The following is a 12,782-nucleotide window of genomic DNA, read 5'->3' on the forward strand; positions in this document are numbered from 1 at the left end:
AGGTGCCCCTATGACCTCGCTTGCACACTTTGAAAAAGTCGCCGGCTCGATTGCGCTGCCTGGCAAGGCCGTCATCGACGGCAAGACCCTGGCCGCCGCGAGCGGCGCGACCTTCGACAACGTCTCGCCGCGCGATGGCCGGGTGCTGAACCAGGTCGCGTCGTGCGGAGCAGCCGATGTCGATTTCGCGGTCACCTCCGCCCGTCAGGCGTTCGAGGACGGCCGCTGGCGCAAGCTGCACTATCGCGACAAGAAGCGGATCCTGTTCGCTCTCGCCGACCTCATGGAACGCGACGCCGAAATCCTCGCGGTGCTCGAGAGCCTCGACATGGGCAAGCCGATCTCGAACTCGCTCGACAGCGACGTGCCCGGCTCGATCGCGACGCTGCGCTATTACGCCGAGGCGCTCGACAAGGTTTACGGCGAGGTCGCGCCCGCCGCCCCCAACCGCTTTTCCTTCGTCGAGCACGAGCCGCTTGGCGTCATCGGCGCCATCGTGCCGTGGAACTTCCCGTTGCTGATGGCGATGTGGAAGATCGCGCCCGCCCTTGCCATGGGCAATTCCGTGGTACTGAAGCCAGCCGAGCAGTCTCCCATGACGGCGCTCAAGATCGGCGAACTGGCGCTCGAAGCCGGCCTGCCACCCGGCGTCCTGAACATCGTCCCCGGTCTCGGCGGCGAAGCCGGCAAGGCCATCGCTCTTCATAACGACGTCGACATGATCGCATTCACGGGCTCCGGCGCCGTCGGCCGCCTGTTGATGCAGTACTCCGGCCAGAGCAACCTCAAGCGCGTCAGCCTGGAGCTCGGCGGCAAGTCTCCGCACATCGTCTTCTCCGATTGCCCCAACCTCGACACGGCAGCCGAGCATGCGGCGTGGGGCATCTTCTACAATCAGGGAGAAGTCTGCACCGCGGGCTCCCGCCTCCTCGTCCACGAAAGCATCGCCGATCCGTTCGTCGAAAAGCTCCTCGCCGTCGCCCGCACCATTGTCGCTGGCGATCCGCTCGAGCCCAAGACGGCCTTCGGCGCCATGGTCTCTGGCGAACAGATGAACACCGCTCTCCGTTACATCGAGACCGCGGGCCGCGAAGGCGGCGACCTGCGCCTCGGCGGCAAACGCACGCGCGAAGAGACCGGCGGCTTCTACGTCGAGCCGACCGTATTCGACAACGTGACACCGACGTCCACCATCTCGCGCGAGGAAGTGTTCGGGCCTGTTCTCGCCGTCACGCGGTTCGCTGCCGTCGAAGACGCCATCCGCTACGCCAACGACACGCCCTACGGCTTGGCGGCCGGCCTCTGGACGCGCGACGTCACCCTGGCCCACCGCGCCGCCCGCGAGATCCGCGCCGGCCTCGTCTGGGTCAACGGCTGGGACAGTTGCGACCTGACGATGCCCTTCGGCGGGTTCAAGCAATCCGGCTTCGGCCGCGACCGCTCCCTGCATGCCCTCCACAAATATGCCGACCTGAAGTCGGTTTCGATCACGCTCCCCTGAGCCAACACGTCACGAACGGTGAACGCCATGAACGTGTCTCCTCCGAAGTATCCGACCGCGGCGCTGATCGACGGCCAGTGGGTCACGTCCGCCGACACCTTCGCGGTGCTCGACCCGGCAACGGGCGAGGAGATCGCGCGCGTCCCGAACCTCGGCGCCGCTGAGACGACCAAGGCCATCGACGCGGCGGAGAAAGCCTTTCCCGCGTGGTCGAAAAAGACCGCCAAGGAGCGCGCGCAGATCCTGAAGCGCTGGTTCGATCTCGTCATTGCCGACACCGAGGCGCTCGCCCAGCTCATGACGGCCGAGCAGGGCAAGCCGCTCGCGGAATCGCGCGGCGAGGTCGCCTACGGCGCGTCCTTCATCGAGTGGTTCGCCGAGGAAGGAAAACGCGCCTACGGCCGCACCATCCCGAACACGATGGCGGGCAAGCGCTACCTCACCATCAAGCAGCCGATCGGCGTTATCGCTGCCATCGCGCCGTGGAACTTCCCGATCGCCATGATCACGCGCAAGATCGCGCCCGCCCTGGCCGCGGGCTGCACGGCCGTGGTCAAGCCGGCCGAGGACACCCCGTTGTGCGCGCTCGCAATCGCCAAGCTCGCGCTCGACGCTGGCGTCCCGCCCGGCGTCTTCAACGTCGTCACCACCGCTGATGCTCCCACTGTCGGCAAAGTCCTTTGCGACGACTCCCGCGTCCGCAAACTCTCGTTCACCGGCTCGACCGAGGTCGGCAAGGCGCTCTATCGCCAGTGCGCGGGCACCGTGAAGAAGCTCACCCTCGAACTGGGCGGCAACGCGCCGCTTCTCGTGTTCGACGATGCGGACCTCGCCCAGGCCGTCGCCGGCGCGATGGCCTCCAAATACCGCAACGCCGGCCAGACGTGCGTGTGCGCCAACCGCATCCTCGTCCAGTCCGGCATCTACGATCGCTTCGCCGAGGCACTGGCCGCCGAGACGAAAAAGCTCACCGTCGGCCCCGGCCGCGACGCGGGCGTCACCATCGGTCCGCTCATCAACGGCGAAGCGGCGAAGAAAGTGGACGGCCTCGTGCGCGATGCCGTGAGCAAAGGGGCAAAGGTCCTCGTCGGCGGCGCGCCCGCTTCAGCCGGTTCGTTCTTCTACCAGCCGACGGTGCTGACCGGCGTGAAAGCCGGCATGACCATCACTGAAGAAGAGATTTTCGGACCCGTCGCCTCCCTCATCCGTTTCGAAACCGAGGAAGAGGCGATCGCGATCGCCAACGGCACACCCTACGGCCTCGCGGCCTACCTCTTCAGCCAGAACATCGCCCGCGCCTGGCGCGTCGCCGAAGCGCTCGATGCCGGCATGGTCGGCGTCAACGAAGGTATCTTCTCGAATGAAGCGGTGCCGTTCGGCGGCGTGAAGGAATCCGGCCTCGGTCGCGAAGGCGCCGCCGAAGGCCTCGACGAATACTTCGAGACCAAATTCATCTGCCTCGGTGGCATCGGCTGAAGCGTGAAGCATGACCAACGCCTCCTCGTTTCATCCGTCATGCCCGCGAAGGCGGGCACCCACGACACCTTTCAACAAAGGTGCGCTCTCTCATTCGTCGCATCCGTGGATGCTTGTCATGGATGGCCGCCTGCGCGGCCATGACGATATGGGTGGATCAGCTGCCTCGTCCCACTTCTCGTGCCTCATTTGCGAAAGACGCTCCACATGACCACCTCCGCCGAGCTTCACACCCGCCGCATGGCCGCCGTTCCGCGCGGCATCGGGCACGCGACGCAAATCTATGCCAAGCGCGCCAAGAATGCCGAGCTCTGGAGCGAGGACGGCAAGCGCTACATCGATTTCGCCGCCGGCATCGCCGTCGTCAACACGGGCCACCAGCACCCGCGCATCCTCGCCGCCATCGAGGAGCAGCTGAAATCGTTCAGCCACGTCTGCTTCCAGGTGACGCCGCACGAAAACTACGTCTCGCTCGCCGAGCGGCTGAACGCCGTCGCGCCTGTCACGGGGCCTGCCAAGACGATGCTGGCCTCCACCGGCGCCGAAGCGGTCGAGAACGCGGTCAAGGTCGCGCGCTGCTTCACCGGCCGGCCCGGCATCATCTCGTTCTCGGGCGGCTTCCACGGCCGCACGCACATGGGCATGGCGCTCACCGGCAAGGCCGTGCCCTACAAGAAGGGCTTCGGTCCCTTCCCGGCCGACATCTACAACGTCGCCTTCCCGAACCTCTATCACGGCACCTCGACGGCGGAGAGCCTGAAGGCCCTCAAGGCGATCTTCAAATATCAGGCTGACCCCTCGTCGATCGCCGGCATCATCATCGAGCCCGTGCAGGGCGAAGGCGGCTTCAACATCGCGCCGCCCGACTTCCTGCACGCATTGCGCGCTCTCTGCGATGAGCACGGCATCGTCTTCATCGCCGACGAGATCCAGACCGGCTTCGCCCGCACCGGCAAGCTGTTCGCGCTCGAGCACGCCGGCGTGAAGGCCGACGTGGTGACGCTCGCCAAGGGTCTCGCCGGCGGCTTGCCGCTCTCCGCCATCACCGGCCGCACGGACATCATGGACGCGTCCGGTCCCGGCGGCCTCGGCGGCACCTATGCCGGCAACCCCATCGCCTGCGCGGCCGCCCACGCCGTGCTCGACATCATCGAAGACGAAAATCTCTGCGCCCGCGCCAACGCCATCGGCGACATCATCCAGTCCCGCTGCCGCGAGCTGGCCGGACGCTCGAACCTCAACTGCATCGGCGACGTGCGTGGCCTCGGCGCCATGTGCGCGGTCGAGTTCGTCAAGGACACCACCAGCGGCGAGCCTTCGCCGGAACTGACCGCGCAGGTCCTGAAGATCGGCAACGAGCGCGGTCTGATCCTCTTGTCGTGCGGCACCTACGGCAACGTCATCCGCTTCCTGCCGCCGCTGACCGCCTCCGACGCCCTCGTCAAGGAGGGCATGGACATCTTCGAAGCGACCCTCAACGAAGCCGTCAGCAAGCTCCAGTGATCAAGACCGCGCAAACACTTTCAGGCACGCTCCATTCCGTCACGCCCCATATCTTTACGCAAGGCACGCGTCCATGACCGTTCAGCTCAAGACCAACGATCTCGAAGCCTTCTTCATGCCGTTCTCGGCCAACCGGAGGTTCAAGAGCGCGCCGCGCCTGCTCGCCTCCGCCAAGGACATGCACTATTTCACCGAGGACGGCCGCAAGATCCTGGACGGCACGTCCGGCCTCTGGTGCGTCAACGCCGGCCACTGCCGCCCGCGCATCGTTGAAGCGATCCAGAAGCAGGCCGCCGAACTCGATTTCGCCGGCACCTTCCAGATGGGCCATCCGAAAGCGTTCGAAGCCGCGTCAAGACTGGTCAACATCGCGCCGAAGGACTTCGATCACGTCTTCTTCACCAACTCGGGCTCCGAGTCCGTCGAGACCGCGCTCAAGATGGCGCTGGCCTACCATCGCGCCAAAGGCAATGCGTCGAAGGTCCGTCTGATCGGCCGTGAACGCGGCTATCACGGCGTCAACTTCGGCGGCACGGCCGTCGGCGGCATCGCCGCCAACCGCAAATGGTTCGGCACCGTGGTCGCGGGCGTCGACCACCTGCCCCATACGCATGACCTCGCCCGCAACGCCTTCAGCCGCGGCGAGCCCGAGCACGGCGTCGAGCTGGCCAACGAGCTGGAACGCCTCATCGCGCTGCACGACGCATCCACCATCGCCGCCGTCATCGTCGAGCCGGTCGCCTGCTCGACGGGCGTGCTGATCCCGCCGAAGGGCTACCTGAAGCGCCTCGAAGCCATCTGCCGCAAGCACGACATCCTGTTGATCTTCGATGAGGTCATCACCGCCTTCGGCCGCCTCGGCACGCCGTTCGCCGTCGATTACTTCGACGTCTCGCCCGATCTCATCACGACCGCGAAGGGCGTCACGAACGGCACCATCCCGATGGGTGCCGTGTTCATGAAGGGCCACATCAACGACGCCTTCATGTCCGGCCCCGAGAACGCCATCGACTTCTTCCACGGCTACACCTATTCCGGCCACCCGATGGCCGCCGCCGCCGCCATCGCGACGCTCGACACCTATCATGAGGAGCTACTCCTCACCCGCGCCGCCAAGCTCGCGGCCTATTGGGAAGAGCGCATCCACGCGCTCAAGGACCTGCCGCACGTCATCGACATCCGCAACATCGGCCTCATCGGCGCCGTCGAGTTCCTGCCCGATCCCGATGATGCGCCAGGCGAGCGCGCCTATTCCCGCTTCGTCAAATGTTTCGAGAAGGGCCTGCTCGTGCGGCAGACCGGCGACATCATCGCCCTTTCGCCGCCGCTGATCGTCACCGAAGCCCAGATCGATCACCTGTTCGACATTTTCACAGACGTGCTCACGCACGCCGATTAGGAAAGATCCCTGTCTGGCGGACACATCCCGTGCCTCCTGCACACCGCCATCCCTCCCCCCTTGTGGGGGAGGTTAGGAGGGGGGGATGCCAGAACGCCAGCATTGCTCCCCCTAGCTCACCTCCAAAAAATTGGGGACGAGTTCATTTTGTTCTAATGCTCCAGAGGGCATCACATGCGCACGATCGAAAACGGCGTCGGTGGGAAAAAGGTAGTTTCCGCGTCCACCCAGGCGTCCCACGTCTATGACCCCGCGACGGGTGAGGCCACCACACGCCTTCCGCTCTCGACCGTCGAGGAAGTCGGCGCCGCCGTCGCCGCCGCGAAGAGCGCAGCATCCGCCTGGGGCGCGACGCCACCCATGAAGCGGGTAGCGCCCATGTTCCGCTTCAAGGAGCTGCTGCAGAAGAACGCCGACGCCATTGCCAGCGCAATTTCTGCGGAACACGGCAAGACCCACGCCGACGCCCTCGGCGAGCTGCAGCGCGGCATCGAGGTCGTCGAGTTCGCGTGCGGCATCCCGCATCTCCTGAAAGGCGAGTTCAGCCGCAACATCGGCCCCGACATCGACAGCTGGTCGGATCGCCAGCCGCTCGGCGTCGTTGCCGGCATCACGCCATTCAACTTCCCGGCCATGGTGCCGATGTGGATGTTTCCCGTCGCCGTCGCCTGCGGCAACACCTTTGTCTTGAAACCCTCCGAGCGCGATCCCTCCGCGCCGATGCTGATCTGGGAGCTGTTCCAGGAAGCGGGTTTCCCCGACGGCGTGCTCAACGTCGTCCACGGCGACAAGACCGCCGTCGATGCGCTGCTCGATCATCCCGATGTCAAGGCCGTCAGCTTCGTCGGCTCGACGCCGATCGCCGAATACGTCTACATGCGCGGCGCCAAGGCCGGGAAGCGCGTGCAGGCGCTCGGCGGCGCCAAGAACCACATGATCGTGATGCCCGACGCCGACATGGACAAGGCCGTCGATGCCCTGATGGGCGCGGGCTACGGCTCGGCCGGCGAACGCTGCATGGCGATCTCGGTCGCCGTCCCCGTCGGCGCCCGCACCGCCGACCGCCTGGTCGAAGCCCTCGCCCCGCGCGTACGCGCCCTGAAGGTAGCGCCCGCGTCCGATCCCGAGTCCGAAATGGGCCCGGTCGTCACCGCCGAAGCCAAGCGCCGCATCACCGACCTGATCGCGCTCGGCGAGAAGGAAGGCGCGGAACTGGTGGTCGACGGCCGCGGTCTCGTGCTGCAAGGCTACGAAAACGGCTTCTTCCTCGGCGGCACGCTGTTCGATCGCGTCACACCGGACATGACGATCTACAAGCAGGAAATCTTTGGCCCCGTGCTCTCCGTCGTTCGCACCGAGAGCTACGACGAGGCGGCCGACCTCGTGAACAGCCACGAGTACGGCAACGGCACCGCCATCTTCACCCGCGACGGCGACACCGCCCGCGCCTTCGCCGACAAGATCGAAGTCGGCATGGTCGGCATCAACGTGCCGATCCCGGTTCCCGTCGCCTACCATTCGTTTGGCGGCTGGAAGCGCTCCCTGTTCGGGGATCACGCCGTGTACGGCCCCGAAGGCGTCCGCTTCTACACGCGCATCAAGACCGTCACCGCCCGCTGGCCGACCGGCATCCGCTCCGGCGCCGAATTCAACTTCACTGGAAGAAGCTGAGCCAAGCGAAGATGCCGCTAGCTGACTGCAGCACTGGTACTCACTCACGTTATCGTGGGGCGGGGTGGGCTACATTGTAATGTGCCGCTACGGGCAACAAACTTTTGCCCAGAACTGATATTCAATGCCTAGGGATACACCTGTGTTGGATTTTCAGAACGATGACTGAATCAAAGAAAGTTTATCTCAACGGTCAACTTGTGGGCGAGGTGCCTATTGCGACAAACAACGAAGAAGGAATGCGGCTTGCCATTGCCCTTTTGAAAGAAAAGGGTCTTTACGAGCCAACATCACTTGTTCAAGGAATGTTCAGGCAAGCCGTTTCGTTCGCAACCACCTCGTCTTATCTTTACAAGCGCGATCTTACGAAAATTCCAAGGAATGGAATGAGCTTGGCTCCGTTCGTCGTAAATAGCGTGTTCGCCATCGAGCTCTATCTTAAGACGCTCGGCCAACTTCACGACGCACCAATGCGCGGGCATGACCTCCTCAAACTTTTCGCTTCGCTGCCACCATCAGCACATCAAAAATTGATGCCGCACTTTTCGTCTTCACAGCGCAAATCCGATCTTTCCACCCTTGACGATTTCCGCGACACACTTGTGATGATGCGCGGAGCGTTCGTCGAATGGCGCTATCTATATGAAACCGAGCGCACTGAAGAACTCAGGCTCGAGCCGATGATCTTCGTAATGGAGGTACTTCACAACGCCTGCAAATCACACAACGAGCTGCGCAAGCGCACATGACCTCACACACCGGCGGCTGCATATGCGGCGCGAACCGCTTCCGGCTCACCGGCCCACCTTTCGAGGTCGACTACTTGCCACTGCGTGTCCTGCCCCAAGCACACCGGCGGGCCGGTCATCGTATTCGCCGATTGCAAACGCGATGTCGTCGCGTTCACGCAAGGCACGCTAACGCATTAGGAGTCATCTCCCGGCGTACGGCACGGTTTTTGCGGAAAATGCGGCTCGACCCTCCCCCAACAAATCTCGCCGTAAACGGAACAAACTGGCCAACTCGGCGTTCTGTTTGGTCGGGGCGAGGTGTCCCTATATTCTTGTTGTATGACTGTCGAGTAGCCGGCGCTTGGCGACCTGATCGCCGGCGCTGCCGGGGATTTCCGACAAACCAGAAAGGCATGAATGTCGATTTTCTCTTCGGGCTTCGCACGTAAGACCCTCGGCCTGATGGCCGCCGCGACATTCATCCTTATAATGATTGCGCTTCTCTCGCTCTGGATGGTCGCGCGAACCCAGGACAGCGCATCGTCGGTCGCAAACGACCGCCAGGTCCGCATTGCAGCGGGTACGATCCTCACCGCGCTGCTCAACGCCGAAACCGCGCAACGCGGATTCCTGCTCACTGGCGATGAAGCCTATCTCGGGCCCCTGACCGGGGCCGAAAGCGATCTGCCTCGTTACTTCACGGCGCTCCGGGAGGCGGCTCAACGGGCGCGGGATACCAGCGCGGAAATCGACCAACTCGAACAACTCGCCAGCATGAAGATGCGCGAGCTGACGCGCACGGTCGAGCTTCAGCGCGCCGGCCGCCACGACGATGCGTTGACGATCGTCAACACCGGCGAAGGCCGCACGGCGATGGACGACGCACGAAAAGTCCTCGGGCAAATCATTGCCAGCGCTGAAAGCGAGGTCGGAGACAACCTCGGCGCGATGGAGCGGGACGCCAAACAATTGGCATGGGTCACCGGCCTTGGCGGCCTCAGCATCGTCCTGTTCTCGTTGGCAGCATTTTACATCGTAAAGCAGAATACCGCGGGCCTCGTCGCCGCCCGCCAAACGGTGCTCGAACTCAATACGGGCCTGGAAGATCGCGTAGCCGAGCGCACGACGTCGCTTACGCGCGCCAATGACGAAATTCAGCGCTTCGCCTATATCGTCAGCCATGACCTGCGTGCGCCGCTCGTGAACATCATGGGTTTCACGAGTGAACTGGAAGTCGGCACTGCGGCTCTGAAGACGTACTTCGCGGCAGCGGAGCCGAATGAGGATCAGATCCTCTCCGCTCGCCGCGCGGCCGAGGAAGAAATTCCTGAGGCGGTGCATTTCATCCGGACCTCTACGCACAAGATGGACGGTCTGATCGGAGCCATCCTCAAACTGTCGCGCGAGGGGCGCCGCGAGCTCAAGCGCGAACGTGTGGATCTCGATGCGCTCGTCAGGGGCGGCGGCGCCAACCTTCAGCATCAGCTCGATACAGCCGACGCGGCGATCGATATTCCCAAGGAGCTTCCAAGCGTTGTCGGAGACCGTCTGGCGCTCGAGCAGGTCTTCGGCAACATCTTGGAGAACGCCGTAAAGTATCTCGCCAAGGATCGGCCCGGCCTGATCGAGGTCGAGGGCGAGGAGTCGGGCGGGCGCGTAAAGATCCGGATTAAGGATAATGGGCGCGGAATCGAGGAGAAGGACCTCGAGCGTGTATTCGAGCTGTTCCGGCGTGCAGGTCCGCAGGATCGTCCAGGTGAAGGCGTAGGCCTTGCACATGTGCGAGCTCTTGTGCGCAGGATGGGTGGAGACGTGACCGTAGCCTCAAGATTCGGCCACGGAACTACGTTTGAAGTCGATCTCCCGAAAAAATCGCGAACAAAAGATACGTACGCGGAGAGCCTATGATGATGTCTGATACCGCCAAAGCTGCTCACGTCACGATCGTGATGATCGAGGACGATGAAGGACATGCCAAACTCATCGAACGCAACATCCGCCGCGCCGGCGTAACGAACGAGATCGTCCCGTTCCAGAACGGCACCGCCGCGCTGTCCTATCTGTTCGGCGAGGATGGATCGGGCGACGCCAACGCGCGCCGCGCACTGCTCGTGCTGCTCGATCTCAACCTTCCCGATATGAGCGGCGTCGACATTCTCGAGAAGATCAAGTCGAACCCGAACATCCGGCGCTCCCCGGTCGTCATCTTGACGACCACGGATGACGAGCGCGAAATTCAGCGTTGCTACGATCTCGGAGCCAACGTCTACATCACCAAGCCGGTGAACTACGAGAGCTTCGCCAATGCGATCCGGCAGCTCGGCTTGTTTGTCTCCGTCATGCAAGTGCCGACAACGGATTGAGAGCGCTCAAGGTCGATGGTGCATGTCCTTTACATTGACGACGATGAAGGATTGGCACGCCTCCTGAAAAGAGCGCTGGCGGCCGAGGACATTACGTTGGAGCACGCGCTCGACGGCCGCCAAGGCATGGCGCTGCTGAAGGCGAACGCCTTCGATGCCATCGCCCTCGACCACAACCTGATCAGCGAGACCGGCCTCGACCTCATTCCAGAGATCCTGGCCATCGAAGGCGCGCCTCCCATCATCTACGTCACCGGCTCCGAGGATGCGCGCGTCGCCGTGTCTGCCCTCAAAGCCGGCGCCGTCGATTACGTCTGGAAGGATGTCGATGGCCACTACCGCGAGCTTCTTTCGCAATCGATCAAATCGGCGCTGATCCAGCGGCGTCACGTGCTTGAGCGCGAGGAACAGCGGCGCGCCATCGAGGCGGCCAAGGAACGGGCCGAACTTCTCCTTGCCGAGGTCAACCATCGCGTCGCGAACTCGCTGGCCCTGATCGCCTCGCTTGCGTCGTTCCAGGCAAGCGCCGTGTCCGACGAGGCCGCCAAGACGGCGCTCAACGAGATGAAGGCGCGCATCATCGCCATCGCCGGCATTCACCGGCGGCTTTACACCTCAACCGACGTTCGCTTCGTCGATCTGGACGCCTACCTCAACAACCTCGGCGAGGAGCTGGTCGCGGTTCTCGGTAACGAAGGCCAAAGCGCCATCAAGGTTTTCGCCGATGAAAACATCCGCCTCCCGACCGATCGCGCCATTTCACTTGCAGTCATCGTCACCGAGTTGGTGACCAACGCCTTCAAGTACGCCTACCCGATCGATCAAACCGGGGACATCCGCGTCTTCCTGCGCCGCCTCAACGACACCCAGCTGTCCCTCGTCGTCGAGGACGACGGCATCGGCTGGAACGGCTCGGATACGCCGAAGGGATCGGGCCTCGGCACGCGCATCATCACGGCGATGGCGCGCGGCCTCGAAGGTACGTTCCGCTACGAAGCCGGCGGTCGCGGCACGCGCGCGAGTCTCGACTTCGCGCTCTGATCGCGCCGAACCGCTCCCGGACATCCGCGCTCGACCCCCACGCTCGTCGCTGGACCTTGGAGAGCCCGTCGCTGGACCTCAGGGACATGAGCCGCTATCACTCCGGCGCAAATGTAAAACGGAGGTGTCGGCAAGCATGTCGATCGCATCATCATTCGCTCGGCCACTTCGCGTATCCATCGCGGCACTTCTCATCGCGATCATGGGCGCGTCGCCTTCCCTCGCGCGTGAGTGCGGCAATGGCCCAGGCGGATTCGGTGCCTGGCTCGCCGGATTCAAGAGGCAAGCCATCGCAGCGGGCATTTCCCCGCGCGCTATCTCCCAGGGACTCGATGGCGTCACCTACGACCCCCGCATCATTCATTTCGATCGCAATCAGAAGTCGTTCAAGCTGTCATTCGAGCAGTTTTATGCGCGTCGCGTCGGCTCCGTCCTCGTCGGCCGCGCGCGGGCCCGCATGAAGACACACCGCGCCACGCTCGACCGCATGGAACAGCAGTTCGGCGTCCCCGCCGAAATCGTCATTTCCATCTGGGGCCTCGAAACCAATTTCGGCGCCGACACGAGCGGCAAGTATTCCATCTTCCGCTCGCTAGCCACGCTGGCTTACGACTGCCGCCGCTCACCCTTCTTCACCGGTCAACTGCTCGACGCGCTGCGCATAATCGACGACGCGCACATGCGCCCTGAAGAACTGCGCGGCGGCTGGGCGGGCGAGATCGGACAGACGCAGTTTCTGCCGACGCCCTACGTCAAGTACGCCGTCGATTTCGACGGTGACGGCAAGAAGGATCTGATCCACAGCGTGCCGGACATCCTGGCTTCCACCGCTAACTTCCTCAAGGGCCACGGGTGGCAGGCCGGGCAATCCTGGGCACCAGGCTCCGCCAACTACGCCGTCATCAAGGATTGGAACCGCGCCGAAGTCTACCAGCGCACCATTTCGGTGATGGCGTCGAAGCTCGCCGCCCAGCGCTGAGAACGGCCAACGCAACGAACAAAAAATGCCGGCCCGCCCCGGGGGGAAACGGGGAGCGGACCGGCTGCACGGCGCGCGTTACGGGGGGAAACGGCGCGCCGGATCGAAAAGCGTCGCG

Annotated in this window: 10 protein-coding genes; all 10 read left to right on the forward strand. The window is 63.7% G+C overall.

Translation table 11 applies throughout. From position 1 onward, the window contains the following. Positions 1-10 precede the first annotated feature (10 nt). The 10 genes from ACTIFK_RS03830 (at position 11) to ACTIFK_RS03875 (ending at position 12,664) form a co-directional block, all read left to right on the forward strand. Positions 11-1,501: an aldehyde dehydrogenase gene (locus ACTIFK_RS03830; protein ID WP_439541725.1), complete on the forward strand. Its 1,491-nt coding sequence runs from the start codon at positions 11-13 to the stop codon at positions 1,499-1,501. A gap of 27 nt (positions 1,502-1,528) precedes the next feature. Continuing rightward, on the forward strand, positions 1,529-2,977 hold the full coding sequence (locus ACTIFK_RS03835; RefSeq protein ID WP_439541726.1) for an NAD-dependent succinate-semialdehyde dehydrogenase: 1,449 nt from the start codon (positions 1,529-1,531) through the stop codon (positions 2,975-2,977). A gap of 207 nt (positions 2,978-3,184) precedes the next feature. Beyond that, positions 3,185-4,480, forward strand: coding sequence for a 4-aminobutyrate--2-oxoglutarate transaminase (gabT, locus tag ACTIFK_RS03840; protein WP_439541727.1), 1,296 nt, complete (start codon positions 3,185-3,187; stop codon positions 4,478-4,480). A gap of 73 nt (positions 4,481-4,553) precedes the next feature. Beyond that, positions 4,554-5,879, forward strand: coding sequence for an aspartate aminotransferase family protein (locus tag ACTIFK_RS03845; RefSeq protein ID WP_439541728.1), 1,326 nt, complete (start codon positions 4,554-4,556; stop codon positions 5,877-5,879). A 174-nt stretch (positions 5,880-6,053) separates the two neighbouring features. Further along, the gene (locus ACTIFK_RS03850) at positions 6,054-7,550 is read left to right on the forward strand and encodes a CoA-acylating methylmalonate-semialdehyde dehydrogenase (protein WP_439541729.1); all 1,497 of its coding nucleotides are present in this window, start codon (positions 6,054-6,056) and stop codon (positions 7,548-7,550) included. Between the two features lie 161 nt (positions 7,551-7,711). Next, positions 7,712-8,299, forward strand: coding sequence for a hypothetical protein (locus tag ACTIFK_RS03855; RefSeq protein ID WP_439541730.1), 588 nt, complete (start codon positions 7,712-7,714; stop codon positions 8,297-8,299). Positions 8,300-8,698: 399 nt separating this feature from the next. Then, the gene (locus ACTIFK_RS03860) at positions 8,699-10,189 is read left to right on the forward strand and encodes a sensor histidine kinase (protein ID WP_439541731.1); all 1,491 of its coding nucleotides are present in this window, start codon (positions 8,699-8,701) and stop codon (positions 10,187-10,189) included. 2 nt (positions 10,190-10,191) lie between these two features. Further along, a complete protein-coding gene (locus tag ACTIFK_RS03865) occupies positions 10,192-10,644 on the forward strand; it encodes a response regulator (RefSeq protein WP_439542069.1) in 453 nt (150 codons plus the stop codon). Positions 10,645-10,659: 15 nt separating this feature from the next. Continuing rightward, positions 10,660-11,685 carry a sensor histidine kinase gene (locus ACTIFK_RS03870; RefSeq protein ID WP_439541732.1) on the forward strand — a complete coding sequence of 342 codons (1,026 nt, stop codon included), beginning with the start codon at positions 10,660-10,662 and terminating at the stop codon, positions 11,683-11,685. A gap of 136 nt (positions 11,686-11,821) precedes the next feature. After that, positions 11,822-12,664 carry a lytic murein transglycosylase gene (locus ACTIFK_RS03875; RefSeq protein ID WP_439541733.1) on the forward strand — a complete coding sequence of 281 codons (843 nt, stop codon included), beginning with the start codon at positions 11,822-11,824 and terminating at the stop codon, positions 12,662-12,664. The last annotated feature ends 118 nt before the right edge of the window (positions 12,665-12,782 follow it).

The organism is Hyphomicrobium sp. (genome assembly GCF_051860585.1).
GTDB lineage: Bacteria > Pseudomonadota > Alphaproteobacteria > Rhizobiales > Hyphomicrobiaceae > Hyphomicrobium_C.

Coding starts and splice junctions, on each gene's coding strand:
- gabT (WP_439541727.1), top strand. CDS start 3,185: ATGACCACCTCCGCCGAGCTTCACACCCGCCGCATGGCCGCCGTTCCG.
- ACTIFK_RS03850 (WP_439541729.1), top strand. CDS start 6,054: ATGCGCACGATCGAAAACGGCGTCGGTGGGAAAAAGGTAGTTTCCGCG.
- ACTIFK_RS03870 (WP_439541732.1), top strand. CDS start 10,660: ATGGTGCATGTCCTTTACATTGACGACGATGAAGGATTGGCACGCCTC.
- ACTIFK_RS03860 (WP_439541731.1), top strand. CDS start 8,699: ATGTCGATTTTCTCTTCGGGCTTCGCACGTAAGACCCTCGGCCTGATG.
- ACTIFK_RS03830 (WP_439541725.1), top strand. CDS start 11: ATGACCTCGCTTGCACACTTTGAAAAAGTCGCCGGCTCGATTGCGCTG.
- ACTIFK_RS03835 (WP_439541726.1), top strand. CDS start 1,529: ATGAACGTGTCTCCTCCGAAGTATCCGACCGCGGCGCTGATCGACGGC.
- ACTIFK_RS03855 (WP_439541730.1), top strand. CDS start 7,712: ATGACTGAATCAAAGAAAGTTTATCTCAACGGTCAACTTGTGGGCGAG.
- ACTIFK_RS03875 (WP_439541733.1), top strand. CDS start 11,822: ATGTCGATCGCATCATCATTCGCTCGGCCACTTCGCGTATCCATCGCG.
- ACTIFK_RS03845 (WP_439541728.1), top strand. CDS start 4,554: ATGACCGTTCAGCTCAAGACCAACGATCTCGAAGCCTTCTTCATGCCG.
- ACTIFK_RS03865 (WP_439542069.1), top strand. CDS start 10,192: ATGTCTGATACCGCCAAAGCTGCTCACGTCACGATCGTGATGATCGAG.